Here is a 21,737-nt window from a genome sequence, read left to right on the forward strand (position 1 = left end):
CTCCTCAGCTCTCGGGGATCTCGAACTTCGACGTACGGGACATCCCCGCCGCCCGCCCCTTGCCGGAGATGACCAGGGCCATCTTGCGGCTGGCTTCGTCGATCATCTCGTCGCCGAGCATCGCCGAGCCCTTCTTGCCGCCCGCCTCGGAGGTGTAGTAGTCGTACGCGTCCAGGATCAGCTCGGCGTGGTCGTAGTCCTCCTGCGAGGGCGAGAAGATCTCGTTGGACGCCTCGACCTGGCCGGGGTGCAGCACCCACTTGCCGTCGAAGCCGAGCGCGGCGGCGCGCCGGGCGACCTCGCGGTAGCCGTCGATGTTGCGGATCTGCAGGTAGGGGCCGTCGATCGCCTGGAGGTTGTTGGCGCGGGCGGCCATCAGGATCTTCATCAGGATGTAGTGGTAGGCGTCCGCCGGGTAGCCGGGCGGCTGCTCGCCCACGACCAGCGACTTCATGTTGATGGAGGCCATGAAGTCGGCCGGGCCGAAGATGATCGTCTCGACGCGCTGGGAGGCCGTCGCGATCTCGTTGACGTTGTTCAGGCCCTGCGCGTTCTCGATCTGCGCCTCGATGCCGATCTTGCCGACCTCGAAGCCCATCGTCTTCTCGATCTGGGTGAGGAGGAGATCGAGGGCGACGACCTGCTGAGCCGTCTGCACCTTCGGCAGCATGATGCAGTCGAGGTTCTGGCCGGCGCCCTCGACGACGGTCACGACATCGCGGTACGTCCACTCCGTCGTCCAGTCGTTGACGCGCACGACCCGCGTCTTGCCGGTCCAGTCGCCCTCGTTGAGGAACTTCACGATGGTGTGCCGCGCCTCGGGCTTGGCAAGCGGGGCGCAGGCGTCCTCCAGGTCGAGGAAGACCTGGTCCGCCGGGAGGCCCTGGGCCTTCTCCAGGAAGCGGGGGTTGCTCCCCGGCACCGCGAGGCAGGAGCGCCGCGGGCGAAGGCGGTTCACCTGAGGAACAGGGCTGGTCATGCGGGGACCTCCGTGCTGATGAGGGGGCTGAGCTTGTTGGCCTTGCGGATCTCGTCGACGATACGGCCGATGATCCCGGTGATGTCGAAGTCCTTCGGGGTGAACACGGCGGCCACTCCGGCGGCCCTGAGCCGGTCGGCGTCCGCGTTCGGGATGATCCCGCCGGCGATCACCGGGATGTCGCCGGCGCCCGCCTCGCGCAGCCGCTCCAGCACGTCCGGGACGAGCTGGGCGTGCGAGCCGGAGAGGATGGAGAGCCCGACCGCGTGCACGTCCTCGGCGAGGGCGGCGTCCACGATCTGCTCCGGGGTGAGCCGGATGCCCTGGTAGACCACCTCGAAGCCGGCGTCACGGGCCCGCACGGCGATCTGCTCGGCCCCGTTGGAGTGCCCGTCCAGGCCCGGCTTGCCGACCAGGAAGCGGAGCTTGCCGACGCCCAGGTCCCGCGCCGTCAGGTCCACCTTGCGGCGGACCTCCGCCATGGCCGAGCCCTCCTCGGCGGAGACGGCCACCGGCGCCGACGAGACACCGGTCGGTGCCCGGAACTCGCCGAACACCTCACGCAGGGCCCCGGCCCACTCGCCGGTCGTGACCCCGGCGCGGGCGCACTCCAGGGTGGCCTCCATGAGGTTGTCCGTGCCCTTCGCCGCCTCCTTCAGCCGCTCCAGCGCCTTGCACGGGCGCGGGTGGTTGAAGGGCGGCTGGTAACGGGTGTCGCGCCAGTGCTGGAGCGACTTGATCACCCGGGCCTCGACCGCCGGGTCGACGGTCTGGATCGCCGCGTCCAGGTCGGCGGTCAGCGGGTTCGGCTCGGTCGACTCGTAGATGTTGACGCCGACGATCTTCTCCTCGCCGGACTCGATCCGGGCCCGGCGCTCGGCGTGCGAGGAGACCAGCTGCGACTTGAGGTAGCCGGACTCGACGGCCGCCATCGCGCCGCCCATCTCCTGGATCCGCTCGATCTCGGCGAAGGACGCCTCGACCAGTTCGCTCACCTTCGCCTCGATGACGTGCGAGCCCTCGAAGATGTCCTCGTACTCCAGCAGGTCGCTCTCGTGCGCCAGCACCTGCTGGATCCGCAGCGACCACTGCTGGTCCCACGGCCGGGGCAGGCCCAGGGCCTCGTTCCAGGCCGGCAGCTGCACCGCCCTGGCCCGCGCGTCCTTGGAGAGCGTCACGGCCAGCATCTCCAGGACGATCCGCTGGACGTTGTTCTCCGGCTGCGCCTCGGTCAGCCCGAGGGAGTTGACCTGGACGCCGTACCGGAAGCGCCGCTGCTTGGGGTTCTCGATGCCGTACCGCTCGCGGGTGATGCGGTCCCAGATGCGGCCGAACGCCCGCATCTTGCACATCTCCTCGACGAAGCGGACGCCCGCGTTCACGAAGAACGAGATCCGGGCGACGACATCGCCCATGCGCTCCTGCGGCACCTGGCCGGAGTCGCGCACGGCGTCGAGGACCGCGATCGCCGTGGACATCGCGTACGCGATCTCCTGCACCGGCGTGGCCCCGGCCTCCTGCAGGTGGTAGCTGCAGATGTTGATCGGGTTCCACTTCGGCAGGTGGGAGACCGTGTACGCGATCATGTCCGTCGTCAGCCGGAGCGAGGGCCCCGGCGGGAACACATGGGTGCCCCGCGACAGGTACTCCTTGACGATGTCGTTCTGGGTCGTGCCCTGGAGCCGGGTGATGTCCGCACCCTGCTCCTCGGCGACGACCTGATAGAGCGCCAGCAGCCACATGGCGGTGGCGTTGATGGTCATCGAGGTGTTCATCTGCTCCAGGGGGATGTCCTGGAACAGCCTGCGCATGTCACCGAGATGGGCCACCGGGACGCCGACCCGGCCGACCTCGCCGCGGGCGAGGATGTGGTCGGAGTCGTAGCCGGTCTGGGTCGGCAGGTCGAAGGCGACCGACAGACCCGTCTGCCCCTTGGCGAGGTTGCGCCGGTACAGCTCGTTGGACGCCTCGGCCGTGGAGTGACCGGCGTACGTGCGCATGAGCCACGGCCGGTCCTTGGCTTGCCTGCCCTCGGCGGGCTGACGCTCGCTCATCGTGGACCTCAGATGTTCCGGAAGCGGTTGATGGCGTCGATGTGCTGGGCGCGCTTGTCGTGGTCGCGGACGCCGAGGCCCTCCTCGGGGGCCAGCGCGAGGACGCCGACCTTGCCCTGGTGGAGGTTGCGGTGCACGTCGTACGCGGCCTGCCCGGTCTCCTCCAGCGAGTAGACCTTCGACAGCGTCGGGTGGATCTTGCCCTTGGCGATGAGGCGGTTCGCCTCCCAGGCCTCGCGGTAGTTCGCGAAGTGCGAGCCGATGATCCGCTTCAGCGACATCCACAGGTAGCGGTTGTCGTACTCGTGCATGTAGCCCGAGGTCGAGGCGCAGGTGGTGATGGTGCCGCCCTTGCGGGTGACGAAGACGCTCGCGCCGAAGGTCTCGCGGCCCGGGTGCTCGAAGACGATGTCGATGTCCTCGCCGCCGGTGAGCTCGCGGATGCGCTTGCCGAAGCGCTTCCACTCCTTGGGGTCCTGGGTGTTCTCGTCCTTCCAGAACTTGTAGCCCTCGGCGTTGCGGTCGATGATCGCGTCGGCGCCCATGGCCCGGCAGATGTCGGCCTTCTGCTCGCTGGAGACCACACAGATCGGGTTGGCGCCACCGGCCAGCGCGAACTGCGTTGCGTACGAGCCGAGTCCGCCGCTGGCGCCCCAGATCAGCACGTTGTCGCCCTGCTTCATGGCGGCGCCGTTGCGCGAGACCAGCTGCCGGTACGCGGTGGAGTTCACCAGACCCGGCGCGGCGGCCTCCTCCCAGCTGAGGTGGTCCGGCTTCGGCATCAGCTGGTTGGACTTGACGAGCGCGACCTCGGCGAGCCCGCCGAAGTTGGTCTCGAAGCCCCAGATCCGCTGCTCGGGGTCGAGCATCGTGTCGTTGTGGCCGTCGGACGACTCCAGCTCGACGGAGAGGCAGTGCGCGACGACCTCGTCACCGGGCTTCCAGGCGTTGACGCCGGGGCCGGTGCGCAGGACGACGCCCGCGAGGTCGGAGCCGATGATGTGGTACGGCAGGTCGTGGCGCTTGGCCAGCTCGCTGGTGCGGCCGTAGCGCTCCAGGAATCCGAAGGTGGACAGCGGCTCGAAGATCGAGGTCCACACCGAGTTGTAGTTGACCGAGGAGGCCATGACGGCCACCAGGGCCTCGCCCGGGCCGAGCTCGGGCAGCGGGACCTCGTCCAGGTGGATCGACTTGCGCGGGTCCTTCTCGCGGGTCGCCATGCCCGCGAACATCTCCGTCTCGTCCTTGTGCACGGTGATCGCGCGGTACGACTCGGGGAGCGGCAGAGCGGCGAAGTCGGCGGACGTGGAGTCCGGCGACTGGATGGCGTCCAGGATGTCCTTCACGGTGGTGCCTCCGGCGACGAGCGTCCTCGCGGGAAGACGCTGTTGAGGGTTACGTCGGGTGCTGCAGAGCTGGGTGCTGATGCCGTCGGTTCGGCGGAGGTGGTGCTTCGGCGGCGCTGTGTGTGGCGCGGAGGGTTGCCTGTGACGCAGGCGTCCGGGCGCGCGGACCGTGGTCTGCGGGGACAGCCGGCGTACGAGAGTTCGCTGCACGCCGGCCGCCCGGACTCCTTCAACGTATGGCACGCCGTGTCACCCCGCAAGGCACCGAGTGCCAGAAAGTTCGCTCAGGTGAAATCTTTACGTAACACCTGAGCGATGATCGATCAGACGGGGGTGAAAAAGGGCCCCTGACGTGCCAAAACGGCCACCCGGTGGGGTGGCCGTTCTCACAGTTACCGTTGAGTAGATCGGGGTTTCGAGGGGTGTCAGCGGTCGCGGAGCGCCTCTTCGATGGTCCGCATGACCTCGTCGAGGGGGGCGTCGGTGCGGGCGACGGTCACCAGGACCTCGCCGTGCGTGGAGGCCGTCGCGGCGGCCGGCTCGGGTGCCAGGGTGCGACCCGCGCCGATGCCCGTGCCGAACGTCTTGCGGACGATGGCGAAGGCGTGGTCGAGCTGGGTCTCGACGTCGCCCTGCCCGCCGGATCTGAGCCACCGCCGCAGCACGTGGTTGTGCGCGGTGACCACCGCGGACGCGGCCACCTCGGCGAGCAGCGGGTCGTCGTTGCCGGCGTCGTGGTGGGCGTGCTCGTCGAAGTGGCCCAGCAGATAACGGGTGAAGAGGCGCTCGTAGCGGGCCACGGAGGCGATCTCCGCCTCGCGGAGGGTGGGGACCTCACGGGTCAGTTTGTAGCGGGCGACCGAGATCTCGGGGCGGGCCGCGTACATCTTCATGACCTCCTTGATCCCACGGCACACCGTGTCGAGCGGATGCTCGTGCGGGGGCGCCGCGTTGAGCACCGCCTCGGCGCGGATCAGGGTGTCGTCGTGGTCCGGGAAGATCGCCTCTTCCTTGGAACGGAAGTGGCGGAAGAAGGTGCGGCGGGCGACCCCGGCCGCCGCCGCGATCTCGTCGACGGTGGTCGCCTCGTACCCCTTGGTCGAGAACAGCTCCATGGCCGCGGCCGCCAGTTCCCGGCGCATCTTGAGGCGTTGGGCGGCGGCACGACTTCCCGCGGCGCTCTCCGGAGCGTCGGGCGCAGCTGGTGTACGTGAGGACTTGGCGGGCTGGGACATGCCCCGAACGTACTGCATCCGTGCAGGAGAGTGCGCGTGTCCGGCCCTCTCCCCGCCCCGCCGGGACAGGGGCCGGACCGGGTCGGCGGCCGGGTCGGGGGTCGGGTCGGCAGGGGACCCGCCGGGCGCGGAGACGGCGGAACGGGCCGGCGAGGGGCGGCTGTCCGGGCCGAGCAGACCGCCCCAGCCCGCGTCGGCCGCCGGCCCGCCGGGACGGCCCCCGCCGACCGCCGGGCGGTCCGCCGGCCGGTCCGCCGGCTGGGGCTCGACCGGGCGGTGCGCCGGGCCGGTCCGCGCCGTCGGCCCGTCCGGCGGGTCGCCGGGCGCCGATGGGGACGCCCGGCCCGTCCGCTCAGCGCTTGGCATATTCGCGGAAGCCACGGCCCGTCTTGCGGCCGAGGCACCCCGCGGCGACCAGGTGCTCCAGCAGCGGCGCCGGGGCCAGCCCCGGGTCGCGGAACTCGCGGTGCAGCACCTTCTCGATGGCCAGCGAGACATCGAGTCCGACCACGTCCAACAGCTCGAACGGGCCCATCGGGTAGCCGCCGCCCAGCTTCATGGCCGCGTCGATGTCGTCCAGCGTCGCGTAGTGCTCCTGCACCATCTTGATCGCGTTGTTCAGATACGGGAACAGCAGCGCGTTCACGATGAACCCGGCCCGGTCGCCGCAGTCCACCGGGTGCTTGCGGACCTTCGCGCACAGCTCGCGGACCGTGGCGTGGACGTCGTCGGCGGTCAGCACCGTGCGGACCACCTCGACCAGCTTCATCGCCGGCGCCGGGTTGAAGAAGTGCATCCCGATCACGTCCTGCGGGCGCGAGGTGGCGCGGGCGCAGGCGACGACGGGCAGCGAGGAGGTGGTGGTGGCGAGGATCGCGCCCGGTTTGCAGACCTTGTCGAAGGTCGCGAACAGCTGCCGCTTGACCTCCAGGTCCTCGGCCACGGCCTCCAACGCCAGATCGACGTCGGCGAAGGCGTCGTACGTGCCCGCCGGAGTGATCCGGTCCAGCGTCTCGGCGGCGGCCTCCACGGTCATCCGCCCCTTGTCGACGGAGCGGGAGAGCGACTTGCCGATCCGGGCCTTCGCGGCCTGGGCCTTCTCCTCGCTGCGTGCGGCCAGCACGACCTCGAAACCGGCCTTCGCGAACACCTCGGCGATCCCGGACGCCATGGTCCCGGAGCCCGCGACACCCACGGACCGGACGGTGCGCCCGGGAACCGTGGCGGCCCCGTCCAGCGGCGTCAGCGCGTCCCGCACGACGATGGCGGAGCCGGGCGCCTCGTAGGAGTAGAAGCCGCGCCCCGACTTGCGTCCGGTCAGGCCCGCCTCGCTGAGCTGGCGGAGGATGGGCGCCGGCGCGTGCAGCCGGTCGTGCGAGGCCGCGTACATGGCCTCCAGGACCGTGCGGGCGGTGTCGACGCCGATGAGGTCCAACAGGGCCAGCGGGCCCATCGGCAGGCCGCAGCCGAGCCGCATGGCCGCGTCGATGTCCTCGCGGGAGGCGTACTTGGCCTCGTACATCGCGGCGGCCTGGTTGAGGTAGCCGAACAGCAGCCCGTCGGCGACGAAACCGGGCCGGTCGCCGACCGCGACGGGTTCCTTGCCCAGGTCGAGGGCGAGATCCGTGACGGCCGCGACGGCCTGGGGCGCGGTCAGCACCGAGGAGACGACCTCGACCAGCTTCATCGCGGGCGCCGGGTTGAAGAAGTGCAGACCGAGGACCCGCTCCGGACGCGCCGACTCCGCCGCCAGCCGCGTCACCGACAGGGCGTTGGTGCCGGTGGCGAGAACGGCCTCCGGCCGCACGACCGCGTCGAGTTCACGGAAGACCTGCTGCTTGATCTCGTACGACTCCGGGACCACCTCGATCACCAGGTCGGCGTCGGCCGCGGCCTGGAGGTCGGTGAAGGTGCGGAAGCGGGCGAGGGCGTCACCACGCTCCTGCTCGGTGATCCGCCCACGGGTCACGGCGCGCTCGGTCGCGGCCTCCAGCGCGGCGACGGCACGCGCGCCGGCGGCCTCGCTGATGTCGATGCCAACGACCTCACGGCCGGCCCGGGCCAGGACCTCGGCGATACCGGTGCCCATGGTGCCGAGACCGACCACGGCGATCGTCTTGAACGGGGACTGCGGGGACAGCGACGAGTCGGAAAGGGGAGTGGCCATCGCGGGACTCCAGGAATGAGGGTGACGACTGAGGGAAGCGCCGCGGATGCGCGAAGAGCGCGCGAGCGGCGCGTGGGGCGCGGGTGTGGGTGGTGCCGGGCTGATGAACGCACACGCCCGGTGCCGTCGCCGCGGGGCGTGCACACGCCCAGGGGAACGGCTGAACCGACCGGCCCTGTCCCGAGGCCGAGCCGTACTGGTACTCCAGGTACCGAACCGACTGTGCTCACGACGGCTGCGTCACCAAACCGTCGGGAGCGAACACGAGTGGGTAACTCGCTCGTCTGAGCTTAACCGGTGGGTAACGAGCGCGCCAGCCCTCGTCTTTGTGAGGTACGTCCCTCAATCGCGTTCACGCCCGTACGCTCGGTGGCATGGACGAGGAGTTGCGATCACTCACGGAGCGTGTGCGGAGCGAGTCGGGGGGCGCGGCGGGATACGAGCGGCTCGTCACGACCGAGTCCACGGACGAGTTGGCGGCGGTGCTCACCGAGCCGGGGCAGCCTCTGTGGGCACGGGAGTTGGCGGCGTTCCGGCTGGGGTTGGCGGGGGACCGCCGGGCCTTCGAGTCGCTGGTCCTGCTCCTCAACCACCGGGACCCGCCGCGCTGCGCCTCCGCCGCGTACGCGCTGGCCCGGCTCGGTGACCCGCGCACCGCCCGGGCGGCCGCCGCCCTCGCCACGAACGAACTGCGCGTCGCCTACGCCCTGCACCCCGTGCGGTTGCTCGTCGAACTCCGGGCGCCCGAGGCCGTGCCCGCGCTGATCACCACGCTCCAGCGCCGACTGCGGCCGCACGACCCCTACCGCCGGGTGGCGCTCGCCTGTGTGGAGGGGCTGGGGGTGCTGGGTGACACCAGGGCCGAGCCCGTGCTGAACGACGCCCTTGCCCATCCGAGCCTCGCGGAGGCGGCGGTGCGGGCGCTGACGCGGATCCCCCGGCAGAGATAGCGCTCCGCTCGCGGGGCCGTTCTCCGGTCGCGGGCCGGTGGGGGCCGGTCGCGGGGTTCCCCGCGCCCCTCAGCGCTGTCGTGCGTAACGAACCTCGGGGACCTCGACTCCGTCGACCTCGAACGGTTCCACGGCGCCGTCAGGGGTGAAGCCGTGACGTTCGTAGAAGCGACGGGCCCTGGCGTTCTCCTTCAGCACCCACAGGAGCACGCGGCCGTGGCCGGCGGCCTCGCAGCGTGCGGTGGAGGTGCGTAGAAGCGCTTCGCCGACCCCGCCGCCCCAGTGTCCCGGCCGCACGTAGAGCGCGTACAACTCGGCGTCCTCGGTGCGGACTTCGCCGTCGCGGTACGGCCCGTAGGCCGCCCAGCCGATGATCTCGCCGGCCCGCTCGGCGACCAGGTTCACCACCGGGTTGCCGGGCTTCGACAGCAGTTCGCGCCGCCGCTCCGCGTCCTCGGTCACCCGCATCGCGTCGAGGTAGGACTGAGGGAGGAGCCCGGCGTAGGCGGTCTGCCAGCCCGCCACCCGGATCTCCGCCACGGGACGGCAGTCGGTCGGCGTCATCTCGCGGATGCGGAGCTCATGGGGGGAGTCGTCCATGACGGCACCCTAGGCGGGGCGGCCGTGGGAGTCCCGCGATTTTCGGCGGGCCCCACGGCCGGGTCTCAGCGGCGGAAGCCGAGCAGGCCGTGCAGCGTCGAGCCCCGGGACGAGGCGGAGGCGGCCTTGGTGCTCAGGGGCTTCGGGTCGGGGAGCTTGGCACAGACGGCGTCGGCCTCGCCCGTGCCGCGCGGCACGCTGCCGTCGGTCAGGTACGCCACCAGGTGCTTGTCCAGGCAGGCGTTGCCGCTCAGCGAGATGCCGTGGTTCCCACCGCCCTGCTCGACCACCAGACTGGAGCCCCGCAGCAGCTGGTGCGTGACGACTCCGCCCTCGTACGGGGTGGCCGCGTCGTCCGTCGCCTGGAGGATCAGGACCGGCGGCAGCGCGGTGTTCGAGACGTCCACCGGGTTCAGTGCCTCGGTCGGCCAGAACGCGCAGGGCGCGTTGTACCAGGCGTTGTTCCAGGTCATGAAGGGTGCCTTCGCGTACACCGTCCAGTTGTCGTCGCGCCACTCGGCCCAGTCGCGCGGCCAGCGGGCGTCGCGACACTGCACCGAGGTGTAGACGCTGTAGCCGTTGTCACCGGCGGCGTCCACGGCACCGAAGTTCTCGTAGGCCTCGACCAGCGGGTCGTCGTTCTTCTTGTTCGCGTAGGCGGCGAACGCCTCGGCGAGATGGGGCCAGTAGCCGTCGTAGTAGCCGCCGGGCAGGAAGGTGTCCTCCAGCTCGGAGGGGCCCACCTTGCCGTCCGCGGGCTTCCGGGCCAGCGCCGCCCGCATCGCGTACCACTTGGCCTCGATCTTCTCCGGATCGGTGCCGAGCCGGTACGTCCTGTGGTTCTTGGCGATCCAGGCCATCAGCGCCCGGTGGCGGTCGTTGAACGCCAGGTCCTGCTGGAGGTTGTCGTCGTACCAGACGCCCGAGGGGTCGACGACGGAGTCCAGCACCGCGCGGCGTACCCGGTGGGGGAAGAGCTTGGCGTACACGGCGCCCAGGTACGTGCCGTACGAGTAGCCGAAGTAGTTGATCTTCTTGGCGCCGAGGGCCGCGCGGATGGCGTCCATGTCCCTGACGGAGCTGATCGTGTCGATGAACGGCAGCACGTCCGCGTACTTCTTCGCGCAGGCGGCGGCGAAGGCCTCGGCGCGCTTGAGATTGGCCCGTTCGGCCCGCGCGTCGACCGGCAGGGAGTCGGGGCGCACCGGCGAGAAATGGCCGGGCCGGCAGGTGAGCGCGGGCTTGCTGGCGCCGACGCCGCGTGGGTCGAAGCCGATGACGTCGTACTGCGCCGCCACCTTCTTCGGCAGCGAGGACGCGACGAACCCGGCCAGGGTTCGGCCGCTGCCGCCGGGCCCGCCCGGATTGACCACCAGGGGGCCCTGGTACTTCTTCGCGGTGTGCGGGACGCGGGACAGGGCGAGCGTGATCTTCCTGCCGTCCGGCTCGTCGTGGTTCAACGGCACTTTCAGGGTGGTGCACTGGAGCGTCGGGTAGTCGCCGGTGGCGCACTTCTTCCAGGCGAGCTTCGCCGCCGGCGCGGCGGCGAGAGCGCCGCTCGCGCCGGCCGGGACCGCCGTGACCATTCCGGCCAACACGGCCACGGCACCGCACAGAGCAGCTGCGCGTTTCTTCATTCGTCAGGCCTCCCAGGACGGAGGATTTCGGGCCGTGCACATCACGGCCTTCGTCGCATCGTCCCGGAGCAGGCCCGCGAAGGAACTCGTTCCAGCGAGAGTTGACCCAATCGGGGGCGCGAGAAGCGCCCGGATGCCCCGAGGGAGGTCAGAGCAGCGTCAGCTGCGTCGGCGTCGTGTCCCGGACCGGCTCCGGCGCGACCGGCTCGCGTGCCGGTGTCCGCCGCGGCAGCTCCGCGCGCCGGGGGCCCATGCCGTACTCCTGGGCCAGCTCGTGCACCTGACGGGTGATCTGCCGCTGGTACCACTTGGGCGCGTAGGCGCCCTCCGCGTACAGCAGCTCGTAACGCCGTACGAGATGGGGATGGTGGCGTTCCAGCCAGGCCATGTACCACTCGCGGGCGCCGGGCCGCAGATGCAGGACCAGCGGGGTCACCGAGGTGGCGCCGGAGGCGGCGATCGCCCGCACGGTGGCGCGCAGTCGGTCGGGGTGGTCGCTGAGGAAGGGCAGCACGGGCGCCATCAGCACTCCGCAGCCGATACCGAGGTCGGTGAAGGCCCGCACCACGTCGAGCCGGCGCTCCGGGGCGGGCGTGCCCGGCTCGACGGTGCGCCACAGCTCGGGGTCGGTGAAGCCGACGGAGACCGAGATGCCGACCTCGGTGACCTCCGCGGCCTGCCGGATCAGGTCCAGGTCGCGCAGGATCAAGGTGCCCTTGGTCAGGATCGAGAAGGGGTTCGCGTGATCGCGCAGGGCAGCGATGATGCCCGGCATCAGGCGGTAGCGTCCCTCGGCGCGCTGATAGCAGTCCACGTTGGTGCCCATGGCGATGTGCTCGCCGTGCCAGCGCGGTGAGGCGAGCTGTCGGCGCAGCAGGTCGGGTGCGTTGATCTTCACCACGATCTGTGAGTCGAAGTCCAGGCCCGTGTCGAGGTCCAGATAGCTGTGGGTCCTGCGGGCGAAGCAGTAGACGCACGCGTGCGAGCAGCCCCGGTAGGGGTTCACCGTCCATTCGAACGGCATCCGGGAGGCTCCCGGCACCCGGTTCACGATCGTTTTCGCCCGGACCTCGTGGAAGGTCATGCCGCGGAACTCGGGGGTGTCGAAGGTGCGGGTCGTCACCACGTCCGCGCCGAACAGCGCGGCGTCCCGGGCCGTGGCGGGGTTCTCGGCCAGATGGTCCCAGCGCATGGACGCCTCCTCGGTTGCTCTCGGCCCCAGAATAGAACACATGTTCCCTTGATCGTGCGAACGGGGTTTCGAGCATCGTGTGGAGGTCTTGTCGGGGGTCCTCGGGGCCGTCCGCTCCGGGCCCTTGGGGCACCCCGATTTGGGCCCTCCGGGCGGGGGGTGGTTGGCTTTCCGCACATCCCCGAGTTACCAAGTGCTGGAGGAAGTGCAATGGCGCAGGTCGAGGCCACGACTGAACGAGTCGTCGCGGCGGACGCGGAGACGGTGTTCGACACTCTGGCCGAGTACAGCGGCGCGCGCGAGAAGCTGATGCCGCAGCACTTCAGCGAGTACGAGGTGCGCGAGGGCGGCGACGGCGAGGGCACCCTCGTCCACTGGAAGCTCCAGGCAACCAGCAAGCGCGTCCGTGACTGCCTCCTGGAGGTCACCGAGCCCTCCGACGGCGAACTCGTCGAGAAGGACCGCAACTCCACCATGGTCACCGTCTGGCGGGTCACCCCGGCGGGCGAGGGCAGCTCCCGCGTCGTCGTCACCACCACCTGGCAGGGGGCCGGCGGCATCGGCGGCTTCTTCGAGAAGACCTTCGCCCCCAAGGGCCTCGCCCGCATCTACGACGCCCTGCTCGCCAACCTGGCCGCCGAGGTCGAGAAGTAACCCGGAGCGAGAAGGGTGCCCGGTCCAACGGGCGATCATCCGGGGCGCGTTGCCGTCCTCACCGGATCGAGTGGATCTCCGTGACGCTCCCCGGAATGCCGTAACTCGCCGCACTTGCCGACAGTTGCCGCTTAACGCGGGAATTGTGCGGTAAGTGCGACGAGGGGAGCGGTAGGCATGGGCGCGACCACACTGGTGAAGAACGAGCCGACCACCACACCCGCCCCACCGCCACCGGCGGACGGACCTCCCCGACTCGGCCCGCACCGGGCCCTGCTGGTCTTCTCCGCACTCCTGCTCGTCCTGCTCCTCGCCGCGCTGGAGCAGATGGTCGTCGCCACCGCGCTCCCCGAGATCGTCGGTGAGCTGCACGGCGCGGACCGCATGTCCTGGCCGATCACGGCCTATCTGCTCACCGCCACCGTCACCCTTCCCGTCTACGGCAGACTCGGCGAGCTCCACGGCCGCAAGGGCGTCCTGCAGTTCGCCCTCACGGTCTTCGTGACCGGCTCCGCTCTCGCCGGGTTCTCCCGGAACATGGACCAGCTCATCGCGTTCCGCGCGCTCCAGGGCGTCGGCGCGGGCGGCCTCATGATCGGTGTTCAGGCGATCATGGCCGACATCCTGCCGACCAGGAACCGAGGCCGCTATCTGGGCCTGGTCGGCGCCACGTTCGGCCTCGCCTCCGTCGCGGGCCCGCTCCTGGGCGGCCTGCTCACGGACCACCTCAGCTGGCGGTGGTGCTTCCACCTCAACGTCCCCGCCGGGCTTCTCGCGCTGGCCGTCGTCACCTTCGCGCTGCGCCTGCCGAGGCCGACGACCGAGGGGCGCCTCGACGTCCTGGGGGCCCTGCTGCTCGCCACCGCCTCGACCTGCGTGGTCCTGCTGGCGAGTTGGGGCGGCACCACGTACGCCTGGACCTCGCGGCCCGTCCTCGGCCTCGCCGCCGGCACGGTCGTCGCGACCATCGTCTTCCTCGTCGCCGAGCGGTTCGCGCCCCACCCCCTCGTCCCGCTGCGGCTGTTCAAGGACCCCGTCTTCGTCGTCACCGGCCTGGTCGGGATCGCCATCGGCACCGCCCTCTTCTGCACGGCCAGTTACCTGCCGACCCAGTTGCGGATGACCGGGGGGATCTCCGCCACCGAGTCCGGGCTGCTCATGCTGCCGATGATGGCCGGCATCGTCGGCGCGTCCGTGATCTCCGGCCGGCTCATCGGCGGCACCGGGCACTACCGGACGTACCCGGTCCTCGGCAGCGCCCTGACCGCACTCGGCGTGTGGCTGCTGTCCCGGCTGGAGACGGACACGCCCCGGCTCCAGTTCGGCGTCTGGACCGCCGTCCTCGGCGCCGGCATCGGCATGGTGATGCCGGTCCTGATCCTCGCCGTGCAGAACTCCGTGCGCCCCGCCGACGTCGGGCCCGCCACCGCGGCCGGCAACTACCTCCGGCAGATCGGCGGCAGCGTGGGCACGGCCGCCTTCGGCGCGCTCCTGGCGGCCCGGCTGACCGACCGCCTCCCGCAGCGCGCCGACGCCGTCCTCCCCGACCCCGGCTCCCTCACCCCGGACCTCGTCCACACCCTGCCGCACCCGCTGCGCGACGCCTACGCCCAGGCCTACGCGGAGGCCATGCCGAGGATCTTCCTGTACCTCACGCCGGTGCTCGTCCTCGGGCTCCTCATCGCCTGCTTCCTCAAGGAGAGGACACCGGTGCCCCTCGACGAGGTTGCCGCCGACCCCACGCCCGAGCCCGCGCCCTCGGCCACGCCTTCCGTCCAGATCCCGCAGGCGCGTTCGCCGTACGTCCCCGGCGTCCCCGTCCGCGGCACGGTCCAGCACCCCGACGGCACCGTCGTGTGCCGGGCCGCGCTCACCCTCATCGACGCCGGGGGCCGGCAGACCGGGCGCGGCGGGAGCGGCGACGACGGGCGGTTCGCGCTGTCCACGCCCGGGCCGGGGGCGTACGTGCTGATCGCCACCGCCGGCGGCCACCAGCCGCAGGCCGTGAGCGTGACCGTCGGGGACCGGCCCGTCGAGGTCGACATCGTGCTCGGCGGCGCGGGACGCCTGGCCGGGGTGGTACGGACGGCGGACGGTCGGGCGGTGAGCGACGCGACCGTCACGCTCACCGACGTGCACGGCGAGGTCGTCGTGACCACCCGCAGCGGGGAGGAGGGCGAGTACCTGATCACCGAGTTGGTCGCCGGGGAGTACACCCTCGCCGCCGGCGCCCACTCCTTCCGGCCCGCCGCGCTGCCCGTCACCGTGCGGGCCGCCCGCGAGACGCGCCAGGACATCGAGCTCGCCGGGGGCGCCGTCCTGCGGGGCACGGTCCGCGCCGGGGGAGGCCGACCGGTGGAGGACGCGCGCGTGACACTCCTCGACGCCGCCGGGAACGTCGTCGACACGATCACCACCGGCATCGACGGGACCTTCCGGTTCGTCGACCTCGCCGCAGGCGAGTACACGGTCATCGCCACCGGGTATCCGCCCGTCGCGACGGTGCTCCAGGTCCCCTCCGGCTCCAGGACGGAACAGGACCTCCAACTGGGCTACGCGGACTGAGGGGGCTGGAGTACTAGGGCTCTGACCGTATTGGTTCGCCGGGTTGGTGGTCGTGGCGGTTGGATGTGCGGTGACGTCCGTTCCGACCGCTGGAGGCGTGAGTGGCCGAGCCTGTGCGGGCTGGCGGTGTATGCCACCTGCGGGTAAGTACCATGCCCCGCCATGGACTATCACCAGCACTTCCGTCGCGCGGCGATCGAACGGGGCATCCCGGGGGATGAGGTCAGCAAGTTCGCCGAGTTCCTGCGATTCGCGATCTGGGCAAGTGGGCGCGCCAACGGCGTTCCGGTCGGGCGAAGCGGCGGGTTGCCTCGGCTGCCGGTGGGCATGGGGTGGCCGTCCTCCGAGTACGGGCCGCTGCCGTTCGTCGCCTCCTTAGACTGTGCGGCGCTTCCGAGAGTGGACGGCCTCGCCCTGCCGGCGGACGGCTCGCTGCTCCTCTTCTTGCACCACGAGTGGGCCTACGACACCTGTTCCATCGCCGATGAGCAGAAGTTCGCGCGGATTGTGTATGTGCCGGCCGGCACCGACACCGCAACAGCGGAGGAGCCCGACCACGACGAGGAGATGTTCTGCAATTTGACGCTCGACTTCGTCGGGCGGGAGTACGACCTCTTCGCCACGGTCAACGCGGAACTGCCCAGCTGGTTCGAGGACGACGATGAGGCTTCGCAGTCCGACGGCCAGGAGCACCTGGCTCGCAACCTGGCCCACAGAAAGGAACTCTGCGCTCTGGTCAGAGACCTCTGGCCAGAAGGAAACGGTGCCGATGTCTGTCTCGGCGGGTACTCCATGGGCATCGGCGAGCTTGCCACCGACAACATGTACACCACTCCGGAGACCAGGATGGCGGAGAACATCCTTGAGGCACGCGAAAAGGCCGGCGAACTAGTCGTCCCGCCGGACGAGTGGCATCTGCGCCTGGAGGAGGAGGCTCTTCGGGTGATGCGCGAGTGGGTGCCGCTTGTTCAGTTCGAGCCGGGGGACGAGGTCTACCACGCGCGTTTCCTGATCCGCCATGACGACCTCAGCGCCGGTCGGTTCGACAAGGCACTCTCCTTCACCGCATTCACCGAATAGGCGGCGCGTCGTCGCACGTCCCGCGACGCACGCCGATCGCCACACCCCGGCAGTCGAGGAGCTTCGGCGAACGTACAGCCACCTTCTGAAGGACCACGCCGACACACACGGGGCGGTAGCCGCCGGCCTGACGCGAGGCCGAAGCTGTCCATCGTTTGCGACGCCGCCTGACCGACCGCCCCCCGTGCCCCGACCCTGAGAGGGGGCAGGGCGAACTTCAGCGGGGCTGAGGCCGACGCCGGCCTCAGATGACCAGCAGCTTTCCCGTCCCTACGACAACAGCCCGACACCGGAGCAGTGGAACCCGGCGCCACCCCGAGACGACACTCGGGCCCTCAGCCCGCCCCACCCCCAGCCCACGGCACGAGAACGGTCCACCGACTCCGTCGGCGGACCGTCACGAAAGATCGAGGCTGGACGATCACGCGAAGGGTGCGGCTGGTTTGTCGAGCGGCACCCCGGATGCCGGCGACGACGTAGCGAGTACAAAGAGCCGATCGGCAGAAAACGACTTGGCGGGCCTGACGTCGCAGGTCCCTGCGGCGCCCGCCCGCCCCATGGTGTTCTCCTGCGGACTCAAGAGCTCTTACGGGTCGCCGGTGTGCGCCAAGCGCGGTCCGGCCACCTACGGAAGTGCTCGACGCACAGCAGCCCAAGATTCGCTGCCGCGCCTGCACCGGCTATGGCTGCGGCAGGCGCCAGAAGGCCGGAAAGCGCGTAACAGCCGAGCCATGCCCCGAGGAACGCCCCGCAGACCGCGGCGACCAACCCAGCGCGCCGGATCCGGGATGAGCGCTCGTCACGGGTCCAGGCCAGGTAGGCGCCGAGGCCTACCATCAGGCCCGTCCGGGCACGATCACGCTCGCGCTGGCCACGAAGTCATCGGGACCTACCGTCCAGATCAGCAGAACCCCCAGCAGCCATCCGCCAAGACCGAGCGGGACGACGGTCACGGTCCGTACCCAGACGCTCGCGCGGGGACCGAAGCCACCGCGCCTGCGCGACCAGCGTGCGATCACGGCGAGCAGAGCGAGGCCGAGGGTTGTGCCGGCCAGGGTGACTCCGATCAGCAGTTTGGCCACCGTGGACATGCTCCACGGGACGGCTTGCGGGCGGGCCCGAGCTTTCCCCGTGGGGAGGTGCGACGGGCACCGTCGCGTGGGGTGTCTCGGGTGTTCGGGCCGTCGGGGAGCGATGTCAGCCTCGCTCCCACAGTGGCAACCGGAACATGGCGTAGGTGAACTTGCCGCTGATACGTCCTGCGGTGTCGAAGTGGAACACGTCCACGCCGTGCCATTGCATACGGCCGCCGTAGCGTGCACGGGCGAACAGGCGCAGTGGCAACGGCACATGACGGCCGGACTCTCCGCTCATGTCGAGCCGGCAGGCCCAGCGGATCGTGGCGCGGCGGTTCGGCTCGTCGATGATCTTGTCGTACACGGCGAAGTGCATGGCGCCGTAGCGTCCCGCGAAGTGCGGTTCGAATTCTTTGCGGATCGCCGCGATGCCACGTCGCTCCGGGAGGTGGCCGGGCAGGTACACGGCGTCGTCGGTGAAGAAGGACATGACCTTGTCGAGATCGGGGCTCGGCTCGTTGAAGGCGGCAACGAAGTCGTCAATGGTCTGGCTGAGGTCGGTCGGGGTGGCGGAGATGTCTTTCACTCCTGGAGCGCGATGGGGTTGGCGGATGTCGGGACGTTAACAGAACGCCCATCCGTTAACAAGAGACGGGTGTTCCGTTAGCTCTGAACTAGGATGAACGGTCATGTCAGCGCCATTCCAGCGGGCTCGACGCCCTGATCAGAAGGACCAGCGCCGTGAGGCCATCCTCACCGTTGCTCGGGAGCTCGCCGAGCGTTCCGGCGTGGCCAGGGTCAGCCTGCAGGACATCGCCACCGCGGTCGGACTCGCCAAGTCCAACGTGTTGCGCTACTTCGGTACGCGTGAGGAGATCTACCTGCATCTGCTGATGAGCGCGGGAGCTGAGTGGGCGAGCGCGGTAAGTGCCCGGTTGCAGGAGGTGAGTGGGACGGAGGCGACGGCGGGCGTTCTCGCGGATGCCTTCGTGGACCGGCCGCTCTACTGTGATTTGACCACGCACGCGGAGACGATGCTCGAGCACAATGTGTCCGTGGAGGTGCTGAAGGTCTTCAAGAGGTGGGCCATCGACACCTACTGGGCGATCGGCCAGCGCATCTCCGTCGCCTGCCCGGAGCTGACCCCTGCCGATGGTGCTGCCCTGGTGATGACAGCCAGTGCTTTCGTGGCGAAGCTGTTTCCCATCACCCGCCCGCCTGAGGCGCTGCGTGAACTGTACGCGCGCGAGCCGGAAATCGCGGGGGCGTTCCCGCCGTTCCGCCCGACACTGAAGCGCATGGTGGCGGCCACTGCGGCCGGCCTGCCTCTGGTGCGTTAGGGACTGTGCCGAGTCGAGATCACGGGTTTGGCTGTTTCGCTGTCCGGACCGGGCTGGGACGGTACCCCGACCAGCTACCTCGCCGGACGCCACCTACGCGGCGCGGTCATCTGGCTCCGCAGCCTCACATGAAGCTCTCAACTCGGCACAGTCCCTAGGGGGCGTGCGAGTGATCGTGCGCCGCCCGTGTGTCCTGCGCGTGCGCCGGAGGCTCCTATGGGGGAATTCGCGTATTGCCACACATCGCGACGCTACGCAGCCGTACGGTAGTGAGGGCGGCGCAGATCTTGCGAGCCGTGGGGAGAAAGGGCCTTGGCCATGGACCGTGGCACCGACACGGGCGCGACTACCGGCCCCGGAGCCGGTGACGAGACGCCGGAGCACGCCGCGGCCGGCCGCATCCCCCTGGCCGTGGTCGTCGTCGACCGCGCCGGGCTCGTGTCGCACTGGAGCTCCGGCGCACGCCGCCTCTTCGGCACGACCAAGGACGACGCGGTGGGCCACCCCGCCCTGGACCTGCTGCCCGTCTCCGGCGCCCTCCCGGACGAGGACGACCCCCCGCCGCACGCGGCCTACGGCGCGTACGACGCCCTCGGCCACGACCTGGAGACCTCGCTCGACGGACAGCTGTCCTACCCGGCGGCCGGCCGCGCCCGTCTCACCGTGCCCGGCCGTGACCGGATCGACGTGCTGTGGTGGGCGTACCCCCTGGTCGGCCCCGGCAGGGAACGCCTCCTGGTGCTGGCCGCCGACGCCGGGACACTGCGGCGGGACGACGGGGCGGACGTCGCCGTCGAACGCATCGCCCCCGGCTTCGCCCTGCACACCGACTTCCCCGGTGCCGAGGAGCTCGCCCGCAGGCTCCCCGAGATCCTGCCCAGCATGAGCGTCGGCGAGGGTGCCCGCATCGTCGCCCAGGTCCTCGAACTGGGCTATCCGGTCCTGGAGTTCAGCCAGAACGACCGGGTGCCCGTGACACCCGACTGGGGCGTGCCCCGGCGTGCGGAGCGACAGGCCCGCCGTGAACGGGCCGCGCGCGCCGTCGCGGAGGGGCTGCCGGTACCGCAGGACGCGCCGGACGAGGGCGAGGACCTCGAACACGCAGCCGTACGCGAGCGCCTGGAGTTCCTCAACGAGGTCAGTGGGCGCATCGGCACCTCCCTCGACCTCTCCCGGACCATCGTCGAGGTCAGCAGGGCGGTCGTGCCCCGCTTCACCGACGTCGCCGGCACGTACCTGCGCGAACAGGTCGTCGCCGGTGAGGGGTTCCCGGACGGGGTGCCCGACACGACGACCATGTGGCACCGGGTGGCCGTGGAGCACACGGACGAGCCGGGCCGCTGGGACGACGTCGTACCCGTCGGCGAGGCCATGCCGTTCCCGGCGCACACCCCGTTCTTCCAGTGCATGACCACCGGCGAGCCCGTCCTCGTGCCGCGCATCAGCGAGCAGATGGGGCACGCGATCGCCGCGCAGTTCGAGAAGCGCGACATCCGGCCACTGATCACGGGCCGCTCCATGCTGGTCGTGCCCCTGAAGGCCCGCAACGTCGTGCTCGGCTTCATGATCCTGCTGCGCCACCCGGAGCGCGAGGTCTTCGACGACATGGACCGCGTCACCGGCGCCGAACTCGCCGCCCGGGCGGGCCTCGTCCTCGACAACGCCCGCATGTACACCTACCAGGAGAACGTCGCCGAGACGCTCCAGGACAGCATGCTCCCGCAGATCGAGGCCCACATGGCGGGCTGCGACATCGCCACCCGCTATCTCCCGGGCACCCTGCTCGGACGGGTCGGCGGCGACTGGTTCGACTCGGTGAAGCTGCCGGGCGCCCGCACCGCCCTGGTCGTCGGCGACGTCATGGGGCACGGCCTCAACTCCGCCGCGATGATGGGCCAGTTGCGCACGGCCGTGCAGACCATGGCCGCCCTCGACCTGCCGCCCGCACAACTCCTGCGCAACCTCGACGACCTCGCCCAGCGGCTCGGCGAGCACTATCTCGCGACCTGCCTCTACGCCGTCTACGACCCCATCGCCGGCGAACTCCACCTCGCCAACGCCGGGCACATCCCGCCGGTGCTGGTCCGCGCGGTGGACGGCCGCAGCGAACTCCTCGACCTGCCCACGGGTGCGCCGATCGGCGTCGGCGGAGTGGCGTTCGAGGCCGTACGCGTGCGCGTGGAGCCGGGCGACCGACTCGTGATGTGCACCGACGGGCTGGTCGAGATGCGTGGCGAGGACATCGGAGTGGGGCTCGCGACGCTCTGCGAGTCCGCCGCCCACCCGGCCGCCTCCATGGACGACGCCTGCGACACCATCATCCGCGCCCTCAACACACGCGGCGGCCGCAAGGACGACGTGGCCCTGCTGATGGCCCGGCTCAATGGCATCGAGCCCGAGGACGTCGCCGAGTGGCGTCTCGCCCGCGACCCGATCGAGGCGGCGCGCGCCCGCGCCGCCGTCCGCGAACAACTCTGCGTCTGGGGCCTCGACACCCTCACGGACACCACCGAACTCCTGGTCGGCGAACTCGTCACCAACGCCGTACGGCACGCGCGCGGGAGCCGCGTCGAACTGCGTCTGGTCCGTGGCGACACCCTGCTGTGCGAGGTCTACGACGACGACCCCACCCTGCCGAACCTGCTCAGCGCGGCGCCGACGGACGAGTCCGGCCGTGGACTGCGCGTCCTGACCACCCTGGCCCGCGAGTGGGGGACCAGCCGGACGGGCGCGGGCAAGACCGTGTGGTTCGAACTGACCCTGCCGCGGCGGCGCTGAGACACCGACGGGGGCGTGCACGCACCGGCTGGGTCCAGGGGGCGTGCGGGGCGCTCGGGGGAGCGTGTGATCCGGACGAGGGGT

16 protein-coding genes are annotated in these 21,737 nt (G+C 70.6%); 6 read left to right on the forward strand and 10 right to left on the reverse strand.

The window, feature by feature from the left end; all coding sequences use genetic code 11:
• Positions 1–4: 4 nt before the first annotated feature.
• From RM704_RS04690 to RM704_RS04710, 5 genes are all read right to left on the reverse strand, one after another.
• Entirely contained in the window at positions 5–979 is a 975-nt protein-coding gene (locus RM704_RS04690) for an HpcH/HpaI aldolase/citrate lyase family protein (RefSeq protein WP_033529824.1), read from the reverse strand.
• Complete coding sequence (locus RM704_RS04695) at positions 976–3,033, reverse strand: protein meaA (protein WP_033529823.1); 2,058 nt, start codon at positions 3,031–3,033, stop codon at positions 976–978. Before RM704_RS04695 ends, RM704_RS04690 begins: the two co-directional genes overlap by 4 nt.
• 8 nt (positions 3,034–3,041) lie before the next feature.
• A complete protein-coding gene (gene ccrA, locus RM704_RS04700) occupies positions 3,042–4,379 on the reverse strand; it encodes a crotonyl-CoA carboxylase/reductase (RefSeq protein WP_033529822.1) in 1,338 nt (445 codons plus the stop codon).
• Between the two features lie 425 nt (positions 4,380–4,804).
• Entirely contained in the window at positions 4,805–5,614 is an 810-nt protein-coding gene (locus RM704_RS04705) for a TetR family transcriptional regulator (RefSeq protein ID WP_311589642.1), read from the reverse strand.
• A 352-nt stretch (positions 5,615–5,966) separates the two neighbouring features.
• Positions 5,967–7,781: a 3-hydroxyacyl-CoA dehydrogenase family protein gene (locus RM704_RS04710; protein WP_033529820.1), complete on the reverse strand. Its 1,815-nt coding sequence runs from the start codon at positions 7,779–7,781 to the stop codon at positions 5,967–5,969.
• 374 nt (positions 7,782–8,155) lie between these two features.
• Here RM704_RS04710 and RM704_RS04715 point away from each other — a divergent pair, with 374 nt between their 5' ends.
• Positions 8,156–8,731: an adenylosuccinate lyase gene (locus tag RM704_RS04715; protein WP_033529819.1), complete on the forward strand. Its 576-nt coding sequence runs from the start codon at positions 8,156–8,158 to the stop codon at positions 8,729–8,731.
• 69 nt (positions 8,732–8,800) lie between these two features.
• Here the strand turns inward: RM704_RS04715 and RM704_RS04720 are convergent, their stop codons facing one another.
• From RM704_RS04720 to RM704_RS04730, 3 genes are all read right to left on the reverse strand, one after another.
• On the reverse strand, positions 8,801–9,331 hold the full coding sequence (locus tag RM704_RS04720; RefSeq protein ID WP_033529818.1) for a GNAT family N-acetyltransferase: 531 nt from the start codon (positions 9,329–9,331) through the stop codon (positions 8,801–8,803).
• Positions 9,332–9,396: 65 nt separating this feature from the next.
• A complete protein-coding gene (locus RM704_RS04725) occupies positions 9,397–10,968 on the reverse strand; it encodes an alpha/beta hydrolase (protein ID WP_033529817.1) in 1,572 nt (523 codons plus the stop codon).
• Positions 10,969–11,116: 148 nt separating this feature from the next.
• On the reverse strand, positions 11,117–12,160 hold the full coding sequence (locus tag RM704_RS04730; protein WP_033529816.1) for an Rv2578c family radical SAM protein: 1,044 nt from the start codon (positions 12,158–12,160) through the stop codon (positions 11,117–11,119).
• A 210-nt stretch (positions 12,161–12,370) separates the two neighbouring features.
• On the opposite strand from RM704_RS04730, the gene RM704_RS04735 reads away from it, so the two are divergent.
• From RM704_RS04735 to RM704_RS04745, 3 genes are all read left to right on the forward strand, one after another.
• Positions 12,371–12,814, forward strand: a complete 444-nt coding sequence (locus RM704_RS04735) for an SRPBCC family protein (protein WP_033529815.1) — start codon at positions 12,371–12,373, stop codon at positions 12,812–12,814.
• Between the two features lie 177 nt (positions 12,815–12,991).
• Entirely contained in the window at positions 12,992–15,379 is a 2,388-nt protein-coding gene (locus RM704_RS04740) for an MFS transporter (protein ID WP_033529814.1), read from the forward strand.
• A gap of 162 nt (positions 15,380–15,541) precedes the next feature.
• Positions 15,542–16,459, forward strand: coding sequence for a DUF1963 domain-containing protein (locus RM704_RS04745; RefSeq protein ID WP_033529813.1), 918 nt, complete (start codon positions 15,542–15,544; stop codon positions 16,457–16,459).
• Positions 16,460–17,295: 836 nt separating this feature from the next.
• On the opposite strand, the gene RM704_RS04750 is transcribed toward RM704_RS04745, so the two are convergent.
• Positions 17,296–17,550, reverse strand: a complete 255-nt coding sequence (locus RM704_RS04750; protein WP_033529812.1) for a hypothetical protein — start codon at positions 17,548–17,550, stop codon at positions 17,296–17,298.
• A 106-nt stretch (positions 17,551–17,656) separates the two neighbouring features.
• Positions 17,657–18,121, reverse strand: coding sequence for a YybH family protein (locus tag RM704_RS04755; RefSeq protein WP_052146260.1), 465 nt, complete (start codon positions 18,119–18,121; stop codon positions 17,657–17,659).
• A gap of 103 nt (positions 18,122–18,224) precedes the next feature.
• Here RM704_RS04755 and RM704_RS04760 point away from each other — a divergent pair, with 103 nt between their 5' ends.
• Together RM704_RS04760 and RM704_RS04765 are read left to right on the forward strand one after the other, a co-directional pair.
• The gene (locus RM704_RS04760; protein ID WP_033529811.1) at positions 18,225–18,875 is read left to right on the forward strand and encodes a TetR/AcrR family transcriptional regulator; all 651 of its coding nucleotides are present in this window, start codon (positions 18,225–18,227) and stop codon (positions 18,873–18,875) included.
• Positions 18,876–19,193: 318 nt separating this feature from the next.
• The gene (locus RM704_RS04765; RefSeq protein WP_033529810.1) at positions 19,194–21,653 is read left to right on the forward strand and encodes a SpoIIE family protein phosphatase; all 2,460 of its coding nucleotides are present in this window, start codon (positions 19,194–19,196) and stop codon (positions 21,651–21,653) included.
• Positions 21,654–21,737 lie beyond the last annotated feature (84 nt).

This window comes from Streptomyces gottesmaniae, assembly GCF_031845845.1.
GTDB lineage: Bacteria > Actinomycetota > Actinomycetes > Streptomycetales > Streptomycetaceae > Streptomyces > Streptomyces akebiae.

Coding starts and splice junctions, on each gene's coding strand:
- RM704_RS04690 (WP_033529824.1), bottom strand. CDS start 979: ATGACCAGCCCTGTTCCTCAGGTGAACCGCCTTCGCCCGCGGCGCTCC.
- RM704_RS04695 (WP_033529823.1), bottom strand. CDS start 3,033: ATGAGCGAGCGTCAGCCCGCCGAGGGCAGGCAAGCCAAGGACCGGCCG.
- RM704_RS04705 (WP_311589642.1), bottom strand. CDS start 5,614: ATGTCCCAGCCCGCCAAGTCCTCACGTACACCAGCTGCGCCCGACGCT.
- RM704_RS04710 (WP_033529820.1), bottom strand. CDS start 7,781: ATGGCCACTCCCCTTTCCGACTCGTCGCTGTCCCCGCAGTCCCCGTTC.
- RM704_RS04715 (WP_033529819.1), top strand. CDS start 8,156: ATGGACGAGGAGTTGCGATCACTCACGGAGCGTGTGCGGAGCGAGTCG.
- RM704_RS04720 (WP_033529818.1), bottom strand. CDS start 9,331: ATGGACGACTCCCCCCATGAGCTCCGCATCCGCGAGATGACGCCGACC.
- RM704_RS04725 (WP_033529817.1), bottom strand. CDS start 10,968: ATGAAGAAACGCGCAGCTGCTCTGTGCGGTGCCGTGGCCGTGTTGGCC.
- RM704_RS04730 (WP_033529816.1), bottom strand. CDS start 12,160: ATGCGCTGGGACCATCTGGCCGAGAACCCCGCCACGGCCCGGGACGCC.
- RM704_RS04735 (WP_033529815.1), top strand. CDS start 12,371: ATGGCGCAGGTCGAGGCCACGACTGAACGAGTCGTCGCGGCGGACGCG.
- RM704_RS04740 (WP_033529814.1), top strand. CDS start 12,992: ATGGGCGCGACCACACTGGTGAAGAACGAGCCGACCACCACACCCGCC.
- RM704_RS04745 (WP_033529813.1), top strand. CDS start 15,542: ATGGACTATCACCAGCACTTCCGTCGCGCGGCGATCGAACGGGGCATC.
- RM704_RS04750 (WP_033529812.1), bottom strand. CDS start 17,550: ATGTCCACGGTGGCCAAACTGCTGATCGGAGTCACCCTGGCCGGCACA.
- RM704_RS04760 (WP_033529811.1), top strand. CDS start 18,225: ATGTCAGCGCCATTCCAGCGGGCTCGACGCCCTGATCAGAAGGACCAG.
- RM704_RS04765 (WP_033529810.1), top strand. CDS start 19,194: ATGGACCGTGGCACCGACACGGGCGCGACTACCGGCCCCGGAGCCGGT.